This is a genomic window from Chryseobacterium sp. HMWF035 (assembly GCF_003094695.1).
Taxonomy (GTDB): domain Bacteria; phylum Bacteroidota; class Bacteroidia; order Flavobacteriales; family Weeksellaceae; genus Chryseobacterium; species Chryseobacterium gambrini.
In genome coordinates, this window is the sequence record NZ_QEHP01000113.1 from 40,053 (window position 1) to 64,996 (window position 24,944).

The 24,944-nt window shown below is 34.3% G+C and carries 21 protein-coding genes; 9 read left to right on the forward strand and 12 right to left on the reverse strand.

What is annotated here, in order from left to right; genetic code table 11:
• A complete protein-coding gene (locus tag DD829_RS16490) occupies positions 1–936 on the forward strand; it encodes a YihY/virulence factor BrkB family protein (RefSeq protein ID WP_108408883.1) in 936 nt (311 codons plus the stop codon).
• 37 nt (positions 937–973) lie between these two features.
• On the opposite strand, the gene argS is transcribed toward DD829_RS16490, so the two are convergent.
• The 5 genes from argS to DD829_RS16515 all read right to left on the reverse strand — a co-directional run bounded on the left by argS (position 974) and on the right by DD829_RS16515 (position 12,602).
• Positions 974–3,088, reverse strand: a complete 2,115-nt coding sequence (gene argS / locus DD829_RS16495; RefSeq protein WP_108408882.1) for an arginine--tRNA ligase — start codon at positions 3,086–3,088, stop codon at positions 974–976.
• A 109-nt stretch (positions 3,089–3,197) separates the two neighbouring features.
• The gene (locus tag DD829_RS16500; protein ID WP_108408881.1) at positions 3,198–4,622 is read right to left on the reverse strand and encodes a SusD/RagB family nutrient-binding outer membrane lipoprotein; all 1,425 of its coding nucleotides are present in this window, start codon (positions 4,620–4,622) and stop codon (positions 3,198–3,200) included.
• Between the two features lie 9 nt (positions 4,623–4,631).
• Positions 4,632–7,580: a SusC/RagA family TonB-linked outer membrane protein gene (locus tag DD829_RS16505; protein ID WP_108408880.1), complete on the reverse strand. Its 2,949-nt coding sequence runs from the start codon at positions 7,578–7,580 to the stop codon at positions 4,632–4,634.
• 411 nt (positions 7,581–7,991) lie between these two features.
• Complete coding sequence (locus DD829_RS16510) at positions 7,992–9,608, reverse strand: SusD/RagB family nutrient-binding outer membrane lipoprotein (RefSeq protein ID WP_108408879.1); 1,617 nt, start codon at positions 9,606–9,608, stop codon at positions 7,992–7,994.
• A gap of 12 nt (positions 9,609–9,620) precedes the next feature.
• The gene (locus DD829_RS16515) at positions 9,621–12,602 is read right to left on the reverse strand and encodes a SusC/RagA family TonB-linked outer membrane protein (RefSeq protein ID WP_116547945.1); all 2,982 of its coding nucleotides are present in this window, start codon (positions 12,600–12,602) and stop codon (positions 9,621–9,623) included.
• 118 nt (positions 12,603–12,720) lie between these two features.
• Between DD829_RS16515 and DD829_RS16520 the strand changes: the two genes are divergently transcribed.
• A complete protein-coding gene (locus DD829_RS16520; protein ID WP_076390797.1) occupies positions 12,721–13,305 on the forward strand; it encodes a ribonuclease HII in 585 nt (194 codons plus the stop codon).
• Between the two features lie 70 nt (positions 13,306–13,375).
• Here DD829_RS16520 and yidC read toward each other — a convergent pair whose 3' ends face one another.
• Together yidC and DD829_RS16530 are read right to left on the reverse strand one after the other, a co-directional pair.
• Positions 13,376–15,196 carry a membrane protein insertase YidC gene (gene yidC, locus DD829_RS16525; protein WP_116547946.1) on the reverse strand — a complete coding sequence of 607 codons (1,821 nt, stop codon included), beginning with the start codon at positions 15,194–15,196 and terminating at the stop codon, positions 13,376–13,378.
• A gap of 183 nt (positions 15,197–15,379) precedes the next feature.
• Entirely contained in the window at positions 15,380–16,987 is a 1,608-nt protein-coding gene (locus DD829_RS16530) for a CTP synthase (RefSeq protein WP_116097087.1), read from the reverse strand.
• Positions 16,988–17,091: 104 nt separating this feature from the next.
• Between DD829_RS16530 and DD829_RS16535 the strand changes: the two genes are divergently transcribed.
• On the forward strand, positions 17,092–17,652 hold the full coding sequence (locus DD829_RS16535) for a hypothetical protein (RefSeq protein WP_116547947.1): 561 nt from the start codon (positions 17,092–17,094) through the stop codon (positions 17,650–17,652).
• On the forward strand, positions 17,645–18,172 hold the full coding sequence (locus DD829_RS16540) for a hypothetical protein (protein WP_116547948.1): 528 nt from the start codon (positions 17,645–17,647) through the stop codon (positions 18,170–18,172). The genes DD829_RS16535 and DD829_RS16540 overlap by 8 nt, the downstream gene beginning before the upstream one ends.
• A 60-nt stretch (positions 18,173–18,232) precedes the next feature.
• On the opposite strand, the gene DD829_RS16545 is transcribed toward DD829_RS16540, so the two are convergent.
• On the reverse strand, positions 18,233–18,802 hold the full coding sequence (locus DD829_RS16545; RefSeq protein ID WP_108410995.1) for a YceI family protein: 570 nt from the start codon (positions 18,800–18,802) through the stop codon (positions 18,233–18,235).
• A 526-nt stretch (positions 18,803–19,328) separates the two neighbouring features.
• Between DD829_RS16545 and radA the strand changes: the two genes are divergently transcribed.
• Genes radA through DD829_RS16575 form a run of 4 tightly spaced genes read left to right on the forward strand, consistent with a single transcriptional unit; the run spans position 19,329 to position 22,667 of the window.
• Entirely contained in the window at positions 19,329–20,681 is a 1,353-nt protein-coding gene (gene radA / locus DD829_RS16560) for a DNA repair protein RadA (protein WP_076390791.1), read from the forward strand.
• A gap of 20 nt (positions 20,682–20,701) precedes the next feature.
• Positions 20,702–21,373, forward strand: a complete 672-nt coding sequence (locus DD829_RS16565; protein WP_116547949.1) for a class I SAM-dependent methyltransferase — start codon at positions 20,702–20,704, stop codon at positions 21,371–21,373.
• A complete protein-coding gene (locus DD829_RS16570) occupies positions 21,370–22,077 on the forward strand; it encodes a VanW family protein (protein ID WP_108409196.1) in 708 nt (235 codons plus the stop codon). Before DD829_RS16565 ends, DD829_RS16570 begins: the two co-directional genes overlap by 4 nt.
• The gene (locus DD829_RS16575; RefSeq protein WP_108409195.1) at positions 22,074–22,667 is read left to right on the forward strand and encodes an ACP phosphodiesterase; all 594 of its coding nucleotides are present in this window, start codon (positions 22,074–22,076) and stop codon (positions 22,665–22,667) included. The genes DD829_RS16570 and DD829_RS16575 overlap by 4 nt, the downstream gene beginning before the upstream one ends.
• Positions 22,668–22,670: 3 nt before the next feature.
• Here DD829_RS16575 and DD829_RS16580 read toward each other — a convergent pair whose 3' ends face one another.
• From DD829_RS16580 to DD829_RS16600, 4 genes are all read right to left on the reverse strand, one after another.
• Entirely contained in the window at positions 22,671–23,171 is a 501-nt protein-coding gene (locus DD829_RS16580) for a DUF6702 family protein (protein ID WP_108409194.1), read from the reverse strand.
• 274 nt (positions 23,172–23,445) lie between these two features.
• On the reverse strand, positions 23,446–23,688 hold the full coding sequence (locus DD829_RS16590; protein WP_108409192.1) for a hypothetical protein: 243 nt from the start codon (positions 23,686–23,688) through the stop codon (positions 23,446–23,448).
• Between the two features lie 33 nt (positions 23,689–23,721).
• Positions 23,722–24,024 (reverse strand): hypothetical protein, encoded by a 303-nt coding sequence (locus DD829_RS23745; RefSeq protein ID WP_116547950.1) that lies wholly within the window; start codon positions 24,022–24,024, stop codon positions 23,722–23,724.
• The gene (locus tag DD829_RS16600; RefSeq protein ID WP_108409190.1) at positions 24,000–24,251 is read right to left on the reverse strand and encodes a hypothetical protein; all 252 of its coding nucleotides are present in this window, start codon (positions 24,249–24,251) and stop codon (positions 24,000–24,002) included. Before DD829_RS16600 ends, DD829_RS23745 begins: the two co-directional genes overlap by 25 nt.
• Before the next feature lie 69 nt (positions 24,252–24,320).
• Between DD829_RS16600 and DD829_RS16605 the strand changes: the two genes are divergently transcribed.
• Entirely contained in the window at positions 24,321–24,899 is a 579-nt protein-coding gene (locus tag DD829_RS16605; protein WP_108409189.1) for a HupE/UreJ family protein, read from the forward strand.
• The last annotated feature ends 45 nt before the right edge of the window (positions 24,900–24,944 follow it).

The following is a 24,944-nucleotide window of genomic DNA, read 5'->3' on the forward strand; positions in this document are numbered from 1 at the left end:
ATGATCGAACAATTAAAATTTTTCTGGGAAACGTTAAAAGAATCATTCAGACAATGGAATAACTCTTCGGCTTCAAGTGATGCCGCAAGTCTTGCCTATTACGCTATTTTTTCAATTCCCGGGCTTTTAATTATCATCATCTGGATTGCAGGATATTTTTTTGGTGAGGAGGCTATTCGCGGAGAAATCACGAATCAGATCAGCGGAATCATGGGAAAAGATGTTGCAAAAAGCATTCAGGACATGATTGCAGGAGCTTTAATTGACAGAGAAAATATTTTTATGAAAGCTGTGGGAGTCGGTTCATTAGTTTTCGGTTCCACTACTCTTTTCTTTCAGCTTCAGCACTCGCTTAATAATTTGTGGGATGTTCAGGCAACTCCTCAGAAAGCATTCGTGAAATTTTTACTGGACAGAGCCAACTCTTTGGGAATGATCCTGATTATCGGTTTTTTACTGATGATTACGATGGTACTTTCTTCAATGATCAGTATTCTGAATAACTGGATTACGAATTATTTTGGGATGGAAACCTATCTGATTGTTCAGTTGGTGAATTTTGTGATCGGTTTTGCCATTGTCATGTTGCTTTTTGCATTGATGTTTAAAATTCTTCCTGATGTAAGAATGCGTTGGAAACCTGTTTGGAACGGAGCTTTTCTAACGGCAATATTATTTACTTTGGGTAAATTTTTACTCAGTCTTTATTTCGGGACCACAAAACCTACTTCCGCTTTCGGAGCTGCCGGAACCGTGATTCTGATCATGATGTGGATTAATTATTCCTGTATGCTGATTTTCTTTGGTGCGGAATACACGAAAGTTTACGCCTATAAAAAAGGATATACCATTTTACCATCGAAACACGCAAAATGGAGCGATGCGAAATTGTATGAAGAAAGTTTAAAAGAGAAAATAAATGCTGAAAAAGCTTAAAATAAAAAACCTTCAGAGCGTTCTGAAGGTTTTATTTTTACATTCTGTTTACGGTTTTTATTCCGAGTAAACCTAATGATCTTTTTATAGTTTTTGCCGTAAGATCTGATAAATTTAATCGGAACTGTTTCAGATTTTCGTCTTCCTGACTGATAATCGGATTGCTCTGATAGAATGAATTGTAAGCTTTTACCAAATCATATACATAATTGGCTAAGAATGCCGGACTTAATAATTCTGCTGCTTTCTCTACCGTACCTTTGTAATTGGACAAAAGCATAATAAGTTCTTTTTCATATTCATTCAAAGCCAGATCTGAAGTCGTTTTAAATTCAAAATTAGCTTTAGATAATACCGATTGAATACGTGCATAAGTATATAAAACGAAAGGTCCTGTATTTCCTGCAAATTCTACACTTTCATCCGGATTGAACAGCATTTTTTTCTTAGGATCAACTTTCAGCATGAAATATTTTAACGCAGCCTGCCCAATAATTTCGTAAGAAGCTTCTTTTTCTTCGTCGGTAAGACCTTCCAGTTTTCCTAATTCAGTAGTAATTGCTTTAGCTTCCTTATACATTTCCTGCATCAGATCATCTGCATCTACTACGGTTCCTTCACGGGATTTCATTTTTCCGTTCGGAAGTTCCACCATTCCGTAAGACAAATGATACAACTGGTCTGCCCATGAATATCCTAATTTTCCTAAAATTTTAAATAAAACCTGGAAATGGTAATCCTGCTCGTTTCCAACGGTATAAATCAGTTTCTGAATATCGTTTTGCTTGAAACGCTCTACCGCAGTTCCCAAATCCTGCGTCATGTACACGGAAGTTCCGTCTGAACGAAGCAGTAATTTCTGATCCAGACCTTCATCGGTAAGATCACACCATACAGAGCCGTCTTCTTTCTGATACAGCACTCCTTTATCCAAACCTTCCTGAATCAAATCTTTTCCTAAAATATACGTGTTGCTTTCATACTGAACCTGATCGAAATCTACGCCCAATCTGTTGTATGTTTCGTTGAATCCTTTGTAAACCCAAGAGTTCATCTCGTTCCAAAGGTTTCTTACTTTTTCGTCTCCGTTTTCCCAATCCAGAAGCATCTGTTGCGCTTCTTTCATGATTTCGGTTACCGGTTTACAGATTTCTTTCAGATTGGATTTTTCAGCTTCAAGTTTGCCTTCAACTTCCAATACTTCTTTAAAAATACTCTGAAAAACTTTAGTCTGAGATTTAATGGTTTCCAGTTCTTTTTCGTCAGAAATATTTTCTTCCTTATTCTTTTTGGAAATGATTTCCTCAACTTTTTTAGGAACAGCAGAAATCAAAGAATCATTATTTAAAGCTTCTTTGAACTGTTTTTCGAACTCTTCATGCAATGCAGAAAGTTCAGAAATATCTACTGTCTGAAGCAATTCTTTTTTCTTAGCTTCAAGAGTATTTATTTTTTCGTTTAATGCTTTAACTTCCTCTTTTTTAGGAGTGTCAAACTGATCAAATTTATTTACTCTGAAATCATTGAAGATCGTATTGGTCTGATTTTTCAATTCCTTATCAAACTCTACATAATATTTCCCAACGAAATGATCTCCTTTTGTATTGGTAGATTCCGGAGTTTCATTCTTCCCGAATTTCTCCCAGGCCAGCATAGATTTACAGATATGAATTCCTCTGTCGTTGATGATCTGCGTTTTAATGACATCATATCCTGCTTCTTTCAAGATCTGAGCAACGGAAAAACCTAATAAGTTATTTCTTACGTGACCTAAGTGAAGTGGCTTATTGGTATTTGGAGAAGAATATTCTACCATAACCGTAGCATTTTTCTTTTCTATAGTGTCGAAACCATTATAAACAGATGTAAAATTGTCTACGAAAAACTGATTTCTGATTTTAATATTAAGGAAGCCTTTTACCACATTAAAACTTTCCAGTAATTCGGTCTGCTCTGTTAAAGCTTCTCCCAATTCTACGCCGATACTTTCCGGATTTTTCTTCAACTGTTTTACCAAAGGGAAAGTAACAATCGTAAAATCTCCTTCAAATTCTGTTTTATTTTCCTGAACTTCCAGAGTAATGTCTTTCAACTGAAACACATTTAAAATAACCTCCGAAAGTTTCTCTTCTATTATATTTTTAATATTCATTGTCTGTTATTTAAAAAACGAATGAGTCTTTTTTCTGCTCTGCAAATATACGGAAATAAAAAAACCGCCCGAAGGCGGAATAAATATGAATGATTAACTATTTTGAGTATTAATTTACATCCCAAAATATTTTGGTTGTCTGCTCGTCTCCACCAATTGCTGTGGATGCAGCGGCTACATTTGCACTGTTGATTGAATATTCTTTGATAGGATATAAAACTCTTACAGGCGGAGTAGGTGTATATGTTCTGTTGTCTAATCTTCTGTTGAACGTCCACGCTTCAAATCCTCTGTTGTACATTGCGATCCAAGCTTCATCCCCGATAATTTTTTTCCAAGGATTACCTGTTGCTGACTGTACTGCATAATTATGTGTGGCTAAATATGCTGCTTTATCTGTAGCGCTAACTTTCCAGTGATCCATAGATGCTCCGATTCCGGCATCAAAGTGAGTTGCTATTGAACCTACAGAATACCCTCTTGCTGCTGCTTCAGCCAATAAAAATTCTATTTCTACATAATCTGTTAAATACCCCAATCCGTTGGCAACAGATATTGACGGATTAATTAAAGATAAAGTCTGAGCCGCAGAAGGATTTAATCCAAAAGTTCCTCCTACATATTGTCCGGCATTCGGTCCGCTTAAAGCAGTTGTGAAATACTTGGAAATTCTCGGATCATTATTGGTCTTCAGATAGTTGATAATAAGGTTTGTTGCACAGAAATCTACCCTTCCGGAAAGTACAAGATCTTCATATAAAGGAGAGGTAAACAATCCTGTTGACTGGTACTGAATGATTGCGCTGTCTGTATTGGAAGAAAAAACGCCCGCACTGTAAGCTGATTCTACCGTACTTTTTGCAAGTGACGCGTCTACATCCGCTAAATTCATCCCTAATTTCAGTTTAAGAGAATTCATAAATTTTCTCCATTTAGCCAAATCTCCTCCGTATACCACATCATCAGATCCAAATCCTGCAGCACTGTTATCCAATGCACTGATATCTGCATTGATTCTTTTAATCAGATCCTGATAAATTGTTTTTCCGTCATCATATTTTGGAGAAAGAAACTGCTCGATCTGTAAAGCCTGAGAATACGGAACATTTCCGTAACTGTCTACCAAAATCTGAAAGAAGTAAACCTGCATCGCATCAATCATTGCCAATCTGTTTGCTTTTACTTTGGCATCCAGAGTTTCTGTGGCAATAATTTCTTTAGATTTATTAAGAGAATTCAAAGCGTAAAACACCTGATTCCAATGCGCATCTGCAACATCTCTCCTTCTGAAAGAATATCTTGTCCCTTCTCTGTAGGTAACATCGGCAAGCTGTTGCGTTAAGTGTCTGAATATACTTCTGTTAACATTCAAAGTATTCATCTGGTTTAGTCCAGTAACTACGCCTGATGAGAAAAGATATCCACTCGGCGGATTATCGACAGGTGATTTAGGATCGACGTTTAGGGATTCTATGTCTTCACAAGATGTTAACATCAACAAAGCGCTTCCTATAATTAAAAATATTTTTTTCATGAATTTTTTTTAAAATTTAGCTGTAAAATTAAATCCGAAAGTTCTTACGGTAGGCATTGCTCCTACTGAATAGCCTCTTGAAAGCAAACCTGCTCTTAATCCTGATTCCGGATCTGCGTAAGGTAAGTTCTTGTGAATAATCCAAAGGTTTCTTCCGATGATAGAGAACTTCATATCGTTTATAAATGTTCCGCTGTACCAGTCTTTTGGTAAGTTAAAGGTTAAAGAAGCTTCTCTTAATTTGATGAAAGAAGCATCATAGATGAATGCTTTTGCCGGCATTACAGAAATTCCTCCCATCAATTCTCCTGTATCTGCTAAAGGAATCGGAGTTGTATTAGGAGTTCCGTCAGGATTTACCCCTGCTAAAATAACATTGTTTCTGTCCGGAAAATCGGTTTCCGGATAAATTCCCGTTCCTAAACCATAATAAAGGTCGGTTGAGAAAATATCTCCACCTTTCTGTCCATCGATCAGGAAGCTTAAACTTACTCCTTTATAACTGATTGTATTTCTTATACCACCAATCCAATCCGGATTAATATTTCCAATAACCTGATCTTCAGCTCTAGCATATACTCCGTCTTCTACAACCGGCTGACCATTCAGGTATACATAATCTGTTCCTTTAATAATTCCGAAAGGCTGTCCTACAAATGCATTATAAGAAACTTCTCCCTGCACACTTTGCAGCAATAAATTATCTAATCCTTCGGTTAACTTAAGTACACTGCTTTTGTTTTTAGACCAGTTCAGATTTATATCCCAAGAGAAATTTTTCGATTTAAAAGGTGTTAAGTTTAAAGATAATTCGATCCCTTTATTTTGGATTTCTCCTGCATTCAACCATTGAGAAGCATACCCTGTCGAGTTGGAAACATCTGCTCTAACAATCTGGTTAATTGTACGGGTGTCGTAATAGGCCAAGTCAAAACCTATTCTGTTTTTAAGGAAGCTTCCTTCTAAACCAAATTCATATTCATTTGAGGATTCGGGCTTTAGATTAGGGTTATTTTTCACAGTATTTGCACTTACCATAGGAATTTTACCGAAAATACCTAAGATGGTATATTGGTCGAACAATCTGTAATTGTCTGTAGACTTACCTACTTTAGCATAATTTCCTCTAAGCTTTAAGAATGAAAGCCAATCCTGATTAACAAGATTTGAAAGTATTACTGATGCAGATACCGATGGATAGCCATACACATTACTGTTCTGAGCAAGGTTGGAAGATTTATCAACACGATAAGAACCTTCTACAAAATAAGTGTCTTTATAACCTAATGATGCCTGTGCATAAGCTCCCATTGTTACATTTTTAGCCAGATCTTCCTGTGCAGGTAACGGAGCTTCTGCTGTGTTGTTAAGTGCCCAAACGTTTGGTAAAATTAATCCTCCTTCTGTAGAGTTTCTAACCGCTTCAATGTAGTTTCTTCTGTAACTAGTCCCTAATAACCCTGTTACACTTAAATCATCGAACTTTTTATTATAAGCACCATACACATCAAAGTTAATCTCTGAAGAACGGATATTTTCAAGTTCATATCCCGAAGAAACAGATTTGCCAGACAATCCGAAGGATTCAGGCATACTTCCTAATTGCTTTCTTGTTTCATTTTTCTGATCGTAGGTATCTGATGACATTCTTCCTGTGATCGTTAAATCCGGAGTCACTTTATAATTCAGCATCAAATATCCAAAGAATCTGTTTCTTTTATCGGTCTGATAATTCTGATATCTGTCAAAATATGGGTTATTCCAGTACTTTGGACTTCCGTCATCAGCACTTACTCTGTTCCATGTAACATTTTGTCCTCCTGAATTAGAATAGGCATCTCTTAAAGAATAAATATCTACGTTATTCTGCCACCATTGTCTGAATCCTGTAATAATATTATCCCCATATCCCGTAGAGTTTCTTCCTTTAGTATCCTGCAATGTAAGGGAAGCATAGGTCGTAACATCAAATTTATCATTGAATTTATGATTAAATTTTGCCGAAATCGTATTTTTCTTTTGCTCGGAATTAGGAAGAACTCCATTTGAAAGGAAATTGGTATAATTCACCAAAATATTGGAATCATTATTACCAGACTCCAGACTCACTGTATTTACATAATTGGTAGCAGTTTCAAAAAAATCTGCGGGAGTATGTTTTGCAGCCTGCCACGCGTATGCTTTTCCAAAATTAGGAGAATTAGGATCATAAGAATCCCATTGATAGACCATTAAATTCGGATTAAATGCATTTCCTAAAGAGGCATCGTCATAAAATGGAGCATATAAATTTCCTGCAGCGTCTTCATCAAAATATTGACCATATCCTGCACCATATTTATCCTGATATTTTGCAAAGGTATTTTTATCGATCGAACCCACCTGAATTTCAGAAGAAAGCGTAATCCCTACTCTTCCGTTTCTTGATCGCCCTTTTTTAGTTGTAATTAAGATAACTCCATTTCCTGCACGCTCACCATAAAGTGCCGAAGCTGCAGCACCTTTCAAAACGTTAACACTTTCGATATCTGCCTGATTGATGTCGGAAAGGTTATTACCATAGTCATACCTCTCGCTAAAGTTATTTCTGTTGTCAATAGGAACCCCATCAATAACGATCAATGCCTGATTATTAGAGACAATTGATTTATTACCTCTGATTACAATATTGGCAGAACCTCCAAAGTTGGTTGTTGTTGAAACATTCAGACCTGCTGCTTTACCAACTAGCTGATTGGCAATATTACCTGTATTGACACCGTCGGTAATCGCATCAGCTTTGATTTGCTGAGTAGAATAGCCTAATGATTTTTTATCTCTTTTAATACCGAGTGCAGTTACGACCACACCTTCAATTTCTTGTGTTCTTACCGTATCATTCTTCTTTTGCTGAGCATTTGACACAGCTAGAGATGAGGATAATACCAGTATTAGTATTCCTGCTGTTAATTTCTTCATATCAAATTATATTTGCTAATCACAAATATGTGAAATTTTACATTCAGTACAAAATAAAATTAGCTAAATTTAACATTCAGTCAAATAATCTCATTAATAAATCAAAATAATTTAATAAAAAAAGTTAAAACCAATCAAATTAACAAATATCATTAACAATAATTACATCAAATTTTATTATTTATTAAAAAAAGAAGTGATATTAAGTAAATTAAAAAACTTTATAAAAAAAATACCTTTAATAACTGATAATGAATCATTTAGAATATTAATTAAAAAAATATCTATTAAAATAATAAATAAATATAATGCGTGACATATATTTATTTTTCAGAAAAAATAAATTTTAACACTTGGAAGTAAAAAAAACCGCCCGAAGGCGGTTTTGTATTAAAATTTGCTTAGCAAAAATTAGTTTTGATTCCAGAATGGAGTCTTAGAATTCTTAGTAAATGCCTCTGCGCTAGAAATGTTTGGAACATTTGCTGAATTTCCTACATATTCAGAAACAGGATAAATTAATCTATAAGGTTTATTTGGCATAGAAGCACTGGTAGCCAATGGTGTAATTGGGAAGCCTGTTCTATTATATTCTATAAACATCTCTGTAGGGTTAACGTTAGTTAATGCTATCCACTTTTGCGTCATTATGGCTTCAAGTTTTTGAGCATCAGTACCAGTCCAACCAAGCCCTGGTCTTGTATTGGCATTATTAATATATGAAGTCATACTAGTAGCCGTAAGACCTAGCCATACAGCTGAAGCGTTAATTCCTGCATTGAATGCTGTTTGAGCACCTGAAAATAATGAAGGATATCTAAGTGCTGCTTCCGCTTGTAAAAATTTACTCTCTGCTAAAGACATTATAACTCCTCCTCTATTACCAGAAGTAAGCGACAATGCAGCTGCACCTGAAAAGTTACCACTCGCCAATCTAGATACTGTTGTAAGATCTGAAGGAGCTCCAGGTTGTCCAGGTGTTGCACCTTGTCTTACACCTTTCAAAGATCCTGCTGGTAAACCTGTATAAGCAACTGTAGTAAATAATCTAGATCTTCTTGGATCTGGAAGAGCATTGAATTTCTGATAATAAGACTCGGAAAATGAATTTGGATTACCATTTAAAGATACAGCCATATGCTCAGAAACTGTAATTAAGCTATAGTTTTGAGGCGCACTTGAAGCTGAATTTATTCTCCAAGTTAAGAAAAATGGATTCATATTATCATCTGAAGAAGGTGAATAACCTGGATTCTCCAATACGTCAACCGATATAAAACTTTGTCCTGAATTAATTGCAGAACTCAAAGCAGCTAACTTTTGATCTCTAAATGTTGCCATTGTGCCTGTTACTTTACTCATTCTTAGCAACATTCTTAATTTAACACTATTAGCAAATGAATTCCAATTGGTCATATTACCTTGAAAAACAATATCATCCGAAGTAGGCACCAAAGCTGCAGGGTTCCCTGCTTGTATTAATGTAGTAGCTTCTTCTAAATTTTTATATAAACTTTGATAAACTGTCTCGTCATTATCATATTTCGGAGTAAGATTATCTTGTCCTTTGAAAGCTTCTGAATATGGTATATCTCCATACAAATCTACTATTGTTTGTAAGTAATACGCTTTCATAATTTTTGCCATAGCGACATAATTATCATATTTATGATCAGCATTAGCAATATTTTCTATATATACAAAGTTATTAACATTTAGATAAATTCCATTCCAAATACCATTGTAAAAAGAGTTATCAACAGCACTCAGTGTATATTCTTTCGCAAATGGGCTACCAAAAACATAAGAATTACCTGCCCAGCTATTCATCATCACATTACCGAATTGCATCATAGTATTTGCCTGCGTTCTGTAAATCTGTGAAACGGCTCCCGGAAATACTAACTGAGGAGAAAGTGCATCTTCGTGAATTTGGTTAGGATTTTCGTTTACATCTAAGTAATCATTACAAGATGTCGTCATTGCGCCTATTAACAATAAGGATACAATTATCTTAAATTTTTTCATTTTCAATTTTTTTTAAAAAGTTACATTAATGTTGAAACCAAAGTTTCTCGCAGTCGGATACTGTCCTGTAAGTGCTACACCAGCAGCATTTCCTGTTGTACTTGAAGTTTCTGGATCTGCATAATTTCTATTATCTTTTGCATATATAACAAAAGGATTTCTTGCGTAAACTCCCAATGTCATACTGTTAATAAATGTATTACTTAGCACTGAAGAAGGAATTTTATAGCTAAGTGCAATTTCTCTTACTTTCAATGCTGTTCCGTCTACTACAAATTCCTCACCTGTTGAAAGATATGCACCTGTAAAATAGTTAGTAACTCCAGTATAATTATTAAGACCTAAAACAGGTGTACTATTAGGTGTATAAATAGGGTTTGCAGCAGTACCAGTGTTTTGAACAGAACCTGGAACTATATATCCTTGCGATCTGTCAAATTCTGCTGTTTTCTCTAATCCACCAGTAAAGCCTAATAATCTTTTTGTAATGGAAACAAAACTATTACCAGTTCTGTAATCAGCTACACCAGATAATGTAAAGCCTTTATACCGAATTGAAGTAGTCATTCCAATAATGTAATCAGGATTTACTTTTCCTAATACTTCAAAAGTAGAAGTTGTTAAAGGTACTCCATTTGCACCAACAATTATATTTCCATTTGGATCTCTTTGATATTTTGTACCTTTAATCATTTGGCTTTCTTGTCCCTTTATCGCAAAAATACCTACAGCCGGGGATGAATAGCTTAGCAAGTTAACCTCGTCAATTCCTTCTCCCAAATCAGTAACTTTTGTTTTATAAGTGGTAAATGATCCTCCCAATCTCCATTCGAAATCAGAAGTTTTAATCGGAATTAAACCCAAGTCAACATCAAACCCTCTGTTAGTCATATCTCCAACATTATCTTGTAATCTTGCGATACCAGACGCATTAGAAACATTTCCGAATGTGATTAGATCAGCTGTTTTAGTATGATAAGCTGAAGCCTCAATAGTGATCCTGTCTTTAAATAAGCCTAAATTTAATCCTGCTTCAAAAGTTTCAGGGTATTCAGGTTTTACATCTCTTGACGTTTTCGATGTTGCAAATATATACGAAGATAAGGAGTTAAAAGGGTAACCTGTAGGGAAAACTCCTATTTGATCAATTGCGTAAGGAGCAACATTTGATGTATTTCCTGTTCTTGTATAGGCTCCCGTCAATTTAGCATAGTTAAGTATATCATTTTTAATTGATGGGAATGCTTTGGTAGCAATGAATGATAGTCCAGCTGAATAATAAGAATATCCTTTATTATTATCTGGAATTTTATAATCTGAAGTTACAGAACTTTTTTCATATCTGTAAGTTGCATTTAAAAATAAATAATCTCTGAATGATAAATCCACGTTAGCGAAAACAGCAAAAGATCTATTTCTAATGAATCCGTTTGATAAATTATAAAATTTCTCAGGAGTTAACACATTATTAATATTATAGAAGCCAGGAGTCTGAAGATCATATCCTCCAACTTGATTATATGTATTATAGTTATCCTGAATATTATTTCCTAAATTAGCCTTTAAACCAAAATCACTTGATAACTCATAATTGAAGTTCAACATTAAGTCTCCATAATAATTTCTTGTTCTGCTAGTACTTTGGAAAAAATTTGATCTTATATCCGTTTGACCAAAATCATGTAACCCTAAACCGTCTATACCAGTACCAGTATTATCATAAATGGTTTCAAAAGCAAATCCATTATTATAACTTGTACCTGTAGAAGCGGAAGTATTAAGGTTACCATTATATGATAAGCTAATATGATCTGTAAATGCATATTCAACACCTATAATAGCATTAAAATAAGTAGATTGTCTGTTATCCCTAACATTCGCTATAGTCCAATATGGATTCTGTGCATATGCTGTCCAATGTCCTTCAAGCCCCCTATCCCTAAAATCTCTCACATTAACAGTATTAGGTGTTTGAATTAAATCATCGTATAAATTAGAATCAGTTTGTGTTGTTCTTTGATCAATTAAGTTAAAATTCCCATCAATTCGTAATTTCCCAAACTTCTTTCCACCCTTAAAAAGGATTGAATTTCTTTTAAGTTTATCGCCTTCAACCATGAAATCATTTTCAGTTCTGTTGATGGATAAGAACGCATAAGAATCAGGACCTCCAACATTCATTGAAACACCATTCTGCATAATAACCCCATTCTTAAAAAACTTTCCTATGTTATCTTTATTATATTGATAAGGAGTCATTACAAAAGTACCATCTGCATTTGGCAGTCCGGAAGCAACCATTTGTCCACCTAAAGAGGAAGAAAATGCAGGTCCCCAAGAAGTATTTTCCCACGGAACATAATTGGTTCCTCCATAATCTTGACTTCCGTAGGTTGCATCTTGAATTCCATTACCATATCTATTTTGTGTAATAGGTAATTTATATACAGAAGAAATATCTACAGAAGATGTTATATTAAACTGAATTTTCTCAGATTTTGCCCCACGCTTAGTGGTAACAATTATCACCCCATTTGAACCTTTTTCACCGTATAAAGCAGATCCTGCTGGACCTTTTATAACGTTTACATTTTCAATTATTTCCGGAGGTAACTGCTGGAATACTGCTGAACTTGATATTACGTTATCAATTACAATTAAAGCTTGATTATTACCCGTTATAGATCTTGGACCTCTTAAAACTATTCTAGTTGAAGAGTCTACTGAATTATTTGTTGTGTTAATCTGTAAACCACCAACTTTACCAATTAGAGCTTGAGCAGCATTAGGGTTAGCTGCTTGATTAAGTTCCGCAGAACCAACAACTTTATTACTAGCAGTAAATTCATCTGCTCTCTTTTTAATACCCAATGCGCCAGTAACAACTACTTCTTCAATTTTCTGTGTTCTTAGAGTATCACCATTTTGCGCTTTTACCATAGCAAAAGAGGATGATAAAACTACAAGTAGAACACTTGCTGTTAATTTCTTCATATTTAAATTGATTATTTTTTATTATTTGCAAATATGTAAAACTTTCTTAAAGTAACCAAATATTTTGTTAAAAATCTTTAATATTGCATGATTTTACCTTGGTGAAATAGCGAAAATTATGGATTTAATAAAAAAATGGTCGATTTTTTATGTTGAAGCAGGTTGTGATGAAGTGGGTCGAGGCTGTTTATCCGGACCTGTGGTAGCTGCTGCAGTAATTTTAGATGAGAATTTTAACCAAAATTTGGTTAACGATTCCAAAAAGTTAAATTTTAAGACAAGAATGGATCTTGACAGCTACATCAAAGATAATGTTAAAGATTACGCAGTTGCAGAACTTTCTCCCGCATTTATAGATCAGCATAATATACTGAATGCAAGCATCCATGCCATGCATCAGGCTTTGGATAAATTAATAATAAGACCTGAATTGATTTTAGTAGACGGAAACAGATTTCATCCTTACAATTTTATTCCTCATGAATGTATTATCAAAGGAGATTCTAAAGTCTTGTCTATTGCTGCTGCTTCTATTTTAGCAAAAAATTACAGAGACAAATTAATGATCGAACTTCATGAAGAGCATCCCGAATATGGCTGGAACACAAATTTTGGCTATGCTACTAAAAAACATCAGGAAGCTCTGATAAAATTCGGACCGACTAAATATCACAGACAGTCTTTCAGACTGAAATATGACTAATATTGAATATTTGAAGTAAAAAAGAGAGGCAAAATTAAATTTACCTCTCTTTTTCATATTTTCAGAAATTCTATTTCTTTTTTCTTTGCTGCTCCTGAGATTTCTGTTGTTCCTGAGCTTTCTCCATCATCTCTCTCATACGTTTCTGGAATTTCCCTTCCGTTTTAGGCTTTTCTTTATTTGCCTGAATCTGCGCATGGATTTTCTTCTCATCCAGAATTACATATTTAATAACAAGGATTATTAAGATGTTAATGGCATTTGATACGAAATAATACCAGGAAAGACCGGATGCTGAAGTATTCAGGAAGAATAAGAAGGTAACCGGGAAGATGTACATTAGGACCTTCATATTTGGCATACCTTCCTGTTGTGGCTGCTGCATATTTCCTGAAGTCATTACGGTGTAAATTAAGATCACCACGGTACAGGCCAAAGCGAAAACACTTAAATGGTCTCCAAGGAAAGGAACTTTAAAAGGCAATTTTATCAAATCATCATAAGCCGTTAAATCTTTTGCAAACCAGAATCCTTTACCTCTAAGATCAATAAAGTTTGGAAAGAAACGGAATAATGCATAGAAAATAGGAATCTGAACCAACGCCGGCAAACATCCCGCCATCTGATTAACTCCCGCTTTTCGATAAACCTCCATCGTAGCCTGCTGCTTTTTCATCGGATCTGCATCCTTGAATTTGGCATTTACCTCATCAATTTCCGGACGGATCACTCTCATCATCGCGCTTAATTTGTGCTGTTTATACATAATTGGCGATAAGATTAGTTTCACAATAATTGTCATTAAGAAAATCACCCAACCTGCAGATAATCCCCATCCAGCAATTACACTGTAAAGCCACATAAAGAAATAACGGTTCATCCATCCGATGAAAGACCATCCTAAAGGAAGAATTTCATCAAAGTTTTTATCATATGTTTTTAATAATGGTAAATCCAAAGGCATAAAGTACCACGTGAAATCCTGATTCAGTTCACTTCCCGTCATCTGAACAAAACCTTCATAGTTTAATTTTTTCAGATACTCCCCTTCTTCAATGGCTTCCTGATTTCCTTTGCTTTGGGTAAAACCTGTTTTAGATTCAATTACAGAAGCGAAGAACTGCTGTTTAACCCCGATCCAGTTAAGCGTTTCTTTGTCTTCTTCCATCGTTGTTCTTCCATCGTAATCATAATCTTTATAATTATTGAAAGCATACGAGAATTCTGAGTGAGACTGTTCCTGCGCTCTACCCTTCTCAAGGTTTCTTACACTGTAATCCCAGATAAAATCTGCTTTATTATCAGACGTAATTTTTGCCAGTCCCTGTGTTCTTACTTTGAAATCTAAAGCATACTGATCTTTCAGTTCTGCTTTTGGATTATTGTTTAATGAATATACAAACTGAATAACAGCACCATTATAATTTGCCGTTAAAGTCGCAACATTTCCATTGACAACAGGAGCAAAAACTAAATCTTTAGTATTGATAATTTTCCCTGTTTTGTCTTTAAACTGAAAACCGTAGTTGGAGTTATTTTTTGTAATCAGATAAAGCGGAAGATCTGCGTTATCTGTTTTATGATCGTATGCCTTGTATTTTGCAAGTTCCACTTTAGAAACCTGCCCTCCTAAACTGTTGAATTCAATTTTCAATTCATTATTCGCCAGAGTTGCCGTCTGAATTGAACCGGGAGTTACATTTGGATTGATATTGGTTGCCTGAGTCTGTTTTACGGCATTTTTAGCCTGTTCAGTTTTCTGCTGCTGAGCTTTTACTGCATCTTCTTTCGATTGTTTGTTTTGGAAATAAAACATGAAACCGAAAAGAACTAAGCATAAAACCGCAAAACTAATAATCTGACTTTTATCGAGTCCGTTGTTCTGTTGCATTTTATCTTTAATTAAAATTTTTACCTATTAAATAATATATAGTAAACGCTATACATTTTCGAGTCGACAAAAATACTGTTTTTTTATCAAAACTCTATTCTTTAATGCATTACTATATAATAAACTCAGGCTGAGAATAATCAGTCTGAGTTTATTTATGACGTTTGTAATTTTTAAATTACTTTATTTTGAAGTACATGCTTTAATAAAAGCTCTGAATAAAGGATGCGGTGTAGCCACCGTACTTTTGTATTCAGGGTGATACTGAACGCCTACATAAAACGGATGATCCGGCATTTCCAACGCTTCCACCAATCCTGTTTCAGGGTTTGTTCCCGTTGCTAAGAAACCGTTTTTCTCGAATTCTCCAATGTAATCGCTGTTGAATTCATATCTGTGACGGTGTCTTTCCGTAATATTTTTCGCCCCGTAGATTTCGTTTAATTTAGAACCGTTTTTCAGGGAACACTTCCATGCTCCAAGACGCATTGTTCCCCCTTTGTCTACAACATTTTTCTGTTCTTCCATTAAAGAAATTACAGGATGCTCCGTAGAAGTATCGAATTCCATAGAGTTCGCTTTAGTGTACCCTAAAACATTTCTTGCAAATTCAATCGTCATGATTTGCATTCCCAAACAAATTCCCAACATCGGAATTTTATTTTCTCTTGCGTATTGAGCCGTAAGAACTTTTCCTTCAATTCCTCTGTCGCCAAAACCCGGTGCAACCAAAATTCCGCTAACTCCGGATAAAGTTTCTTTAATATTTTCAGAAGTTAAATCTCCACTATAAACCCATCTTACTTTCACTTCCGTTTCAAGATCTGCTCCGGCATGTTTGAAAGCTTCTGCAATTGAGATGTATGAATCCTGAAGAGAAACATATTTTCCAACCAACGCAATTTCGACAGATTTTTTAGGATTCTGGAATTTTTTAAGGAATGATTTCCAGTCCTTAAGATCCGCTTCTTTATCACTTTTCAGATCTAATTCCTTAAGAACCACATCATCAAAATTCTGTTTCTGAAGATACATCGGAACTTCATAGATCGTTTCCAGATCTTTACATTCGATCACGTTATCCAAAGGAACATTACAGAACTGAGCCAGTTTTGCTCTCTGATCTTTCGGGATCTTATGTTCTGTACGGCAAACCAAAACATCCGCCATAATTCCGCTCTCCATCAACTGACGAACGGAATGCTGAGAAGGTTTTGTTTTTAATTCTCCGCTGGAAGCCAGATAAGGCAACAAAGTAAGGTGAATTACCATAGAATTTTTCTCACCCAGTTCCCATTTCAACTGACGAACTGTTTCAATGTAAGGTAAAGATTCAATATCCCCTACCGTTCCCCCGATCTCTGTGATAATGATATCGTAGTTCTGTTTGGATAAGATTTTAATTCTGCGTTTAATTTCGTTCGTAATATGAGGAATTACCTGAACAGTTTTTCCAAGGAAATCTCCTTTTCTTTCCTTTTCGATTACCGTCTGGTAGATTTTTCCTGTCGTAACGTTATTGTTTTGGGAAGTAGGAGCATCAAGGTAACGCTCGTAGTGACCTAAATCCAGATCCGTCTCCGCACCATCTTCGGTTACATAGCATTCTCCGTGTTCGTAAGGATTCAAAGTTCCCGGATCGATATTGATATAAGGATCAAGCTTTTGAATAGTTACATTGAAGCCACGCGATTTTAGTAGAAGTCCAAGAGAAGCTGAAACGATTCCCTTTCCCAAAGATGAAGTTACACCTCCTGTCACAAAGATGTACTTAGTATTCTTTTTACTCATTAGATTAGGTTTGTGCAAAGTTAGGGGAAAAAGAGATACAAGTCAATTTTTTGTCACAATAAAATAATTCATTATATTTACTATTGATTATCAGTTAAATTAAAATGTCAATAATAGATAAAGAACACATTAATAAATCTATAGAAAATTCTAAAAATACCCACAAGCCTCTTTACTCCCAAATAAGAGAATTATACATTCCTATTTATAACGGATACTATGGAATTAGTAATTTTAGAATGATTATAGCAAAAGCAAGAAAATCTGATTTTAATAAAATAATTTTTGGCAAAAAAAGAAAAAGCAAAAGAATATTCCCTAGAAGTAATAGCTCAAGTATGATTAGATTTTATAATAATGAAATTATTAGAGAAGATCAAAAAGAAGATAAAGCTTTAGCTAGTGCAAAATTTACAAGTAAATATCTTAATCTCTTAAACTTAAATATTCAAAAAATTAAACACAAAGAAACAAATGAAAGTTATCTTATTGAATTTTTATACCAAGAAAATTATTTTTTAATCGAGTTTTTTCATGATAATGATATTGTTTTATTGATTCGTAATAATGAGAATAATAGTCGAAAAGCATGGGATTTTACAAAAGATCAAATTATTAATTTATTACAAGTCATAGAAAAAAATACAATAATCAAGAATGAGTAAATGCGATGAAATTTGTATTCCAAACAATTTACATTGGGAGGGAAAACCGATTGATGAAAATTTTGAAAATGAAAACTTATATAGAAGAGTCAGGATACCAATAGATCAAAATAAAATTAATGAGAGAGAAATTTCAGCAATTATTTTTCCAATAAAAGATGACTCATGTAATAGAGAAAAATATTCTAGTCCAATTGATGTTCTGTATAATGTTAATGCTAAAAATTGTGATGACCATTTTTTTAATTTTGGAATAGTTAGCATAAATTCAAATTACATTTTATCACAATCTTTTACACCTGAAGGCTCTGTAGATCAATTTACATTTAAAATCATTCATTCTCCTACAGAGTGTATGTATCCTCATTGTGAAGTTATAGTTTTTAAAAATAATGCAAGAATTTCCGATAATAAACCTAAATCTGTAAAAGCTTATATTCGCGATGTAATTATTAAAAACTGCACAATTATAAAAGATTTCGATTTTAATGATAACACTCTTATTGGACAAGCATTATAAGAAAAAAAAGGCTCCCAATAAATTGAAAACCTTTTCTAAACCAAATGATATATATGAAAACTATATCTTCGTTAACTCAAAATACAAATTAACATCGACATCTTTAGCCATACCTGCTCCGGTAGGATCGTATTTGATATCGTAATCCAGACGATTTACTTTAAATGCTGCCTGAATTCCCATCACTTCTTTTCCCTGCTGGTTTTTTGTAACACCGCCAAAAGTTACCGGTACTGTAATATCTCTCGTAACATCTTTAATCGTCAGTTTTCCTTTTAAAGTATACGTATTGTTTTTATCTTTGGTAAGAGAAATGGTTGAAAAACTCATCGTCGGATATTTTTCCGCACTAAAAAAATCTTCGCTTTTCAAATGCTTATCTCTCATTTCAACCCCTGTATTAATGGTATTTACCTCAACTGTAAAATTCAGGTCTGCATTTTCTAAAGTATTGCCCTTTGTGGAAGCCTTCCCGTCAAACTTATCAAATCTTCCCTGCACAAAGCTGATTCCCATATGTTTGATGTTGAAATTAGCAGAAGAATGCATCGGATCTACAGCCCAGTCTGTCTGTGCAAAACTGAAAACACCGAGTAATGTAAATACAACAGTTAAAAGTAATTTTTTCATTATATAATATTTTGAATTAATTCCTGTACAAAGGTAAGTTGCTTATAACAACGTACTATTGATATATTTTATTTTTTTAAATCAGATGTAATTATTTTTAAATAAAGAAAATTAAAAAGACAGATTACACCAAATGTAATCAATGAATTTAAATAAATTAATAAGCTGAAGATATGCTCCTCTTTTGTTCCGAAAGGATTGAAGCCTGACAAAATCAAACAAATAAGATAAATAATTTCAAACAGAAGTGCCATACTTAAGACAGAATGATAATTTCTTTTAAAGATGATAACTGTTATAAATGACACACCCGAAACAAAACCACATTCTATAAGTATTAAAAAAGAATGCATTCCAAAACTTCCTCCAGATAATGTGAAAATGTATAAAATCAATACACTCAATATGAAGTTTATAAAAGTCATCAACACGAAAATCTGGGCACTTTTCAGCAAGATATTTTTCATAGCCGAAAATTAATTAAAATTCGAAAGAAAAATTCAAAAAAAATTTTGAACTTCGCAGTATGGCAAAACTCAAAACAGCATATTTCTGTCAGAACTGCGGAACCCAGTATTCCCAATGGATGGGACAGTGCAAAAACTGCGGACAATGGAATACCTTGGTGGAAGAAGTAGTGGAAAAAACAACTTCACACAAGACTCCGCCTTTTTCAAAAACAAAACAGCACGTCATCAATATCGTAGAAGTTGAAACCAATGAAGAACCGAGAATAAAAACACCTTCCGAAGAGCTCAACCGGGTTTTGGGAGGCGGAATTGTTTTAGGATCTGTTACGCTGATCGGTGGAGAACCGGGAATCGGTAAGTCTACCCTGCTCCTTCAATTGGCTTTGAAAATGAAGAAAAAAGTTTTCTATGTTTCGGGGGAAGAAAGTGCTTCTCAAATTAAAATGAGAGCCGACCGTTTGACTGATATCCAAAATCCCAACTGCTTTTTGTTTACAGAAACCAATCTGGAAAAAATTCTTCATGAAGCTAAAAAACTGGAGCCCGACTTTGTGATTATCGATTCCATTCAGACATTGCAGTCACAACTGATTGAAAGTTCGCCGGGAACGGTTTCCCAGATCCGCGAATGCTCCAATGAGATTATTAAATACGCCAAAGAAAACAATGTTCCTGTATTTTTGGTAGGTCACATCACGAAAGACGGACAAATTGCAGGTCCGAAAGTTCTGGAACACATGGTGGATGTGGTTTTGAATTTCGACGGCGACAGAAATCATCTTTTCAGATTATTGAGAGCCAACAAAAACCGTTTCGGATCGACTTCCGAGATCGGGATTTATGAAATGATTTCTCAGGGTTTAAAGGAAATTAAAAATCCATCGGAAATCTTAATCACCAAAAAATTTGAAGAACTTTCCGGAAATTCTGTAGCTGTAACTTTGGAAGGAAACCGTCCGATGCTGTTGGAAATTCAGGCTTTGGTAAGCACTGCAGTTTACGGAACACCGCAGAGAAGTTCCACTGGTTTTGATGCCAAAAGATTAAATATGCTTCTCGCGGTTCTCGAAAAAAGAGCAGGTTTCCAACTCGGAGCAAAAGACGTTTTCTTAAATATTACCGGAGGAATAAAAACCGATGATCCGGCTTTAGATTTAGCGGTTGTCGCTTCCATTCTTTCATCGAATGAAGATATTGCAATTTCCGAGCATTACTGTTTTGCGGGAGAAATTGGTTTAAGTGGCGAAATCCGTCCGATTGCACAGGCGGAACAGAGAATTACCGAAGCGGAGAAATTGGGCTACGAAAAGATTTTCATTTCTAATCTGAACAAATTACCGAAGAAAAAATTTGGGATTAAAATAGAAGAAGTAAGCAAAATTGAGGATTTTCATGAAAGATTATTTTAATTAAAAACACAAAATATTAAATGATGAAAACCAACATTCTCAATTACTATAATCATCTTGCAAAAACCTATGACGAAAACCGTTTCGGGAATTCCTACGGAAAATACATCGATGAACAGGAAAGAGCTTTTTTAAATTCCTTTTTTAAAAATAAAAACTACTTAAAAATTCTGGATTTAGGTTGCGGAACAGGAAGATTACTGAATTTTGCCACTCACGGCGCAGATTTCAGTGAAGAAATGCTGAATATTGCACGACAAAAATATCCTGAAAAAATTTTAACGAAAGGAGAAATTTCAAAAATCCCTTTTGTGGATGAATTTGACTGTATTTTCTGTTTCCATGTCATCATGCATCAAAACAGAAAGGAAACGGAAGCTTTTTTAGATGAATGCTTTTCGAAATTAATCAAAAACGGAACTTTAATTTTCGATTATCCTACGAAAAACAGACGAAAAGTTGTTTCTCCACAGGAAGATTGGCACGCAGGAAACAGTTTTACACCCAAAGAAATTTCTGAATTATCCGGAAAACGATGGAAAATTAAAAATACAGCCGGAGTTTTACTGTTCCCAATTCACAGGATTCCGAAAAAACTGAGAAGATATTTTCTGTCTCTGGATATTTTTCTGTGTAAAACCGTTCTGAAAAACTGGGCTTCCTATCAAATTGCTGTTTTAGAAAAACGATGAAACAGCAGATAAAAAAATGGATTCCCCATCATTGGAAATTGCAGTTGAAATTATTGCAGCGGTATTTCGGTGAACGAAAAACAAAATATGTTTATTCAAAAGACTACAGTTCCGAAAACATCGGAGAATATAAAATTGAGCTTCGGCAGGTCATAAAAAAAGGAGAATTTTATGAGAACAAACTTCATAATCTGAAGATTGTCGGAGAAAAAACCAACCATCTCATTATTCATCCCAACGAAGTCTTTTCTTTCTGGAAACTGACCGGAAAGCCTAGTAAAAGTAATGGCTTTAAAGAAGGAAGAAATTTAATTAAAGATCATATTTCGAGTGATTTTGGAGGCGGAATTTGTCAGTTTTCTTCAATTTTATACTTTTTAGCATTACAGTCAGGTTTAAAAATCATTGAAAGATATCCGCATTCCATAGATATTTATAAGGATCATGAGCGTTTTACACCTTTAGGTTCAGACTGTACCGTAGTTTACGGTTATAAAGATCTGCAGCTTCAGAATCCGTTTTCCTTTCCTGTTCAGTTACAATGTTCCGTCGGTGATGGCGAACTTTTGGTAAGTCTTTTTTCCCAAGAAAAAATTATTATCCATCCCATCGATTTCAGCTATTCTGAAACTGAAAAAGGAGTTTGGGCAGAAACACACCGCAACGGTGAAATTCTGGCTAAAAATTTCTATATTCGTTTATGAATTATTTGGCGCACTCCTTCCTTACCTTTACAGACGGACAGATTGTCGGTCAGTTTCTGGAAGATTTTATCCGAAACAGAGACCGTTATTCTTTTCCGAAAGATATTCAGGATGGCATTACTTTACACCGCGCCATAGATACGTTTACAGATGGTCATCCCGCCATTCACGAAGCTAAAAAAGTTTTTGCGCCTTTGGTAAGATTGTATGCCGGAGCTTTTGTGGATGTTGCGATGGATTATTTTGTAGCGAATGATTTAAGTCTGAACTCTTTGGAAGGCTGGAAAAATCATTCCCAAAAAGTTTACCGTGTTTTGAATGAAAATTATGAATTTCTTCCCGAAAATTTCAGAATCATGCTTGAAAAAATGGAAGAAGGCGATTGGCTTTACAATTACCGCTGCGATAAAAACATCGGCTACAGCATGAGAAACGTTCTGAACAAAGCAAAATATTTAAACATTGATATTCCCGTTCACGAAGCTTTTTTAAAAAATAAAGATTTTCTTCAGGAATGTTATGATGATTTTTTTTCTGATTTATCAGAACACGCCAAAGGAATCAATGCGCTTTTACAGCTCGAAAATTAATTTTTAAAACTGCTGAAACAAATAACGGTTCGGATAAGTTAATTTTTCACTTTTTCGGTTTCCGTTAACAATGATGTGAACAATATTGATCTGATCGTCAAACAAATTATACAGAAAACTTACCGCTGCTTCTACTTTTTTAGGATTGTCTATTTTTTCAGATTCAAGGTAAACATTAACGGATTCGTGATCTTCTTCGTAGCCTACATAATTAACGTTCAGAAATTTATTATTGCCTTTTAACTTAAAATATTCCGCAGAATAATTTTTAAGAGATTCGTTGAGCTGTGCTTTGAATTTCGGATCGTTGAAATGAAGTGATTTGCTGTATTTATTATTCAGTCCGTTTTCCAGATCATCCAGAAAAAAACGTCCTGTAATTTCAAACGTTTTGGATTTCTGATTGTAATTAATTTCTACAGAACCTACATGATAAGGATGTTTTGCCTTTGTAAAAGAGAAAAATATTATTAAGACGGAAAAGAAGAAAAACAGTTTTTTCATTGTAATAAATCAAGGATTTTTTGTGGGTCTTGTCGCATATCGAAGAACAGAAGAACTTTAATTTTAGTCTCGCTTTCTTTTCGGAAAAACATTCTTACGTGTTTTTTGCCGATTAAAACACTTTTCGTCTTGTGAAAGGAACTTTGAAACTGAGAATATTTTCCATTTTCAAGATCATTTGTTATTCTTTTCACATCTTCTAAGAAAATAACAACTTCACGATTGGTCCAAACTCTCTTAAGAAATTCGATATTTTCGGCTAAAGTTTTTTTTGCTATTTCTGAGAATTCAATCTGCATATTTCTTCATCAATAAACTTAAAGAAATCCTTTTTCGAGATCATGTCTTCATCTTTCATAGATTCCCCATATTTTTCAATCTCTTCAAAAATATGAGAAGGCAGACCTTCAACCATTTCATAATTATTTTCTACAATTCTTACTCCTTTCAGTCTTTCTAAAAGCTGCTTAACGAAAAAATAATCTTCTTTATTATCTATTTCTATGGTAAGGTTCATTGTATTGATTTTACACAAAGTTAAAATAAATTATTATTGTAACAATTCAAGTATTTTTTGTGGATCTTGTCGCATATCGAAGAACAGTAGAACTTTAATTTTAGTCTCGCTTTCTTTTCGGAAGAACATTCTTACGTGTTTTTTGCCGATTAATGCTGAACGGATGTCTTTAGAATATTTTTGAAAAAGTAGGAATTTACCTTCCTTCAATTGATTTGTTACTTTTTCTGCTTCATCTATAAAAATACCGATCTCTTTCTCAGTCCACGTTTGGGAGAGAAACTCAAGAATATTTTCATAACTCCGGCTAGCTACTTTCGAGAATATAATTCGCACGCTTTTTTTCTTGCATATGAAAAAAACTCCTCTTCTGAAACCATGTCTTTATCTTCCAGACGATCTGCATAATCTGCCAGTTTATCAATAAACCATTTTGGTGTTCCGTCTTCATAAAATTCTTCCTCTTCTTTTACAGAAACAGATTTCACTCCTTTTATTTTCTCTAAAAGTTGTTTGATAAAGACAAAATCTTCAGCATTTTCTAATTCTATATTAACAAGCATACCATTGAATTTTATAACAAAGTTAAAATAAATTTTGTATCATCGCGTTTCAAAAATAATATTGGAAAAATGCAGGATTTTTTATTCTATCTGAACCTCGGCTGGGAACACATTATTTCTTTGGATGCACTCGATCATCAGCTTTTTGTTCTGGCTTTAATTGCAGTGTATTCTTTTAACGATCTAAAGAAAGTTTTAATTCTTGTCACCGCTTTCACCATAGGACATTCCATTACTTTGGCATTAAGCACTTTTGACATTATAAGAATCAATTCAGACTGGATAGAATTTCTCATTCCGCTAACGATTGTTTTAACTTCGCTGAATAATATTCTCATCCGAAATAAAAAACAGTCTCAGAATAACGCCAATTATTATTTAGCCTTAATTTTTGGATTGATCCACGGAATGGGCTTTGCGAATACCGCAAGAGTGATGATTGCCAAAAGCCAGAGTATTGCCGTTCCTCTTTTAGGGTTTAATATTGGGTTGGAATTGGGACAGATTGCCATTGTTTTCGGGATTTTAATGCTGCTCTTTATTTTGCTTAAACTATTCAAAGTGAACCAGAAAGACTGGATTCTTTTTGTCTCTTCCGGCGTATTTGCTTTATCCTTAAAAATGACATTAGAAAGAATTCCTTTTTAACGCTGAAACATTTTCAAATTTTCAGCTACTTATTATTATATTTGA

Excerpts from the sequence above, each read along its gene's own strand:
- DD829_RS16600 (WP_108409190.1), bottom strand. The coding sequence starts at position 24,251 with ATGCTTGTTAATATAGAATTAGAAAATGCTGAAGATTTTGTCTTTATC.
- argS (WP_108408882.1), bottom strand. The coding sequence starts at position 3,088 with ATGAATATTAAAAATATAATAGAAGAGAAACTTTCGGAGGTTATTTTA.
- DD829_RS16535 (WP_116547947.1), top strand. The coding sequence starts at position 17,092 with ATGTCAATAATAGATAAAGAACACATTAATAAATCTATAGAAAATTCT.
- radA (WP_076390791.1), top strand. The coding sequence starts at position 19,329 with ATGGCAAAACTCAAAACAGCATATTTCTGTCAGAACTGCGGAACCCAG.
- DD829_RS16510 (WP_108408879.1), bottom strand. The coding sequence starts at position 9,608 with ATGAAAAAATTTAAGATAATTGTATCCTTATTGTTAATAGGCGCAATG.
- DD829_RS16520 (WP_076390797.1), top strand. The coding sequence starts at position 12,721 with ATGGATTTAATAAAAAAATGGTCGATTTTTTATGTTGAAGCAGGTTGT.
- DD829_RS16580 (WP_108409194.1), bottom strand. The coding sequence starts at position 23,171 with ATGAAAAAACTGTTTTTCTTCTTTTCCGTCTTAATAATATTTTTCTCT.
- DD829_RS16605 (WP_108409189.1), top strand. The coding sequence starts at position 24,321 with ATGCAGGATTTTTTATTCTATCTGAACCTCGGCTGGGAACACATTATT.
- DD829_RS16570 (WP_108409196.1), top strand. The coding sequence starts at position 21,370 with ATGAAACAGCAGATAAAAAAATGGATTCCCCATCATTGGAAATTGCAG.
- yidC (WP_116547946.1), bottom strand. The coding sequence starts at position 15,196 with ATGCAACAGAACAACGGACTCGATAAAAGTCAGATTATTAGTTTTGCG.
- DD829_RS16505 (WP_108408880.1), bottom strand. The coding sequence starts at position 7,580 with ATGAAGAAATTAACAGCAGGAATACTAATACTGGTATTATCCTCATCT.
- DD829_RS16565 (WP_116547949.1), top strand. The coding sequence starts at position 20,702 with ATGATGAAAACCAACATTCTCAATTACTATAATCATCTTGCAAAAACC.
- DD829_RS16515 (WP_116547945.1), bottom strand. The coding sequence starts at position 12,602 with ATGAAGAAATTAACAGCAAGTGTTCTACTTGTAGTTTTATCATCCTCT.
- DD829_RS16490 (WP_108408883.1), top strand. The coding sequence starts at position 1 with ATGATCGAACAATTAAAATTTTTCTGGGAAACGTTAAAAGAATCATTC.
- DD829_RS16530 (WP_116097087.1), bottom strand. The coding sequence starts at position 16,987 with ATGAGTAAAAAGAATACTAAGTACATCTTTGTGACAGGAGGTGTAACT.
- DD829_RS16500 (WP_108408881.1), bottom strand. The coding sequence starts at position 4,622 with ATGAAAAAAATATTTTTAATTATAGGAAGCGCTTTGTTGATGTTAACA.
- DD829_RS16545 (WP_108410995.1), bottom strand. The coding sequence starts at position 18,802 with ATGAAAAAATTACTTTTAACTGTTGTATTTACATTACTCGGTGTTTTC.
- DD829_RS16590 (WP_108409192.1), bottom strand. The coding sequence starts at position 23,688 with ATGAACCTTACCATAGAAATAGATAATAAAGAAGATTATTTTTTCGTT.
- DD829_RS16540 (WP_116547948.1), top strand. The coding sequence starts at position 17,645 with ATGAGTAAATGCGATGAAATTTGTATTCCAAACAATTTACATTGGGAG.
- DD829_RS16575 (WP_108409195.1), top strand. The coding sequence starts at position 22,074 with ATGAATTATTTGGCGCACTCCTTCCTTACCTTTACAGACGGACAGATT.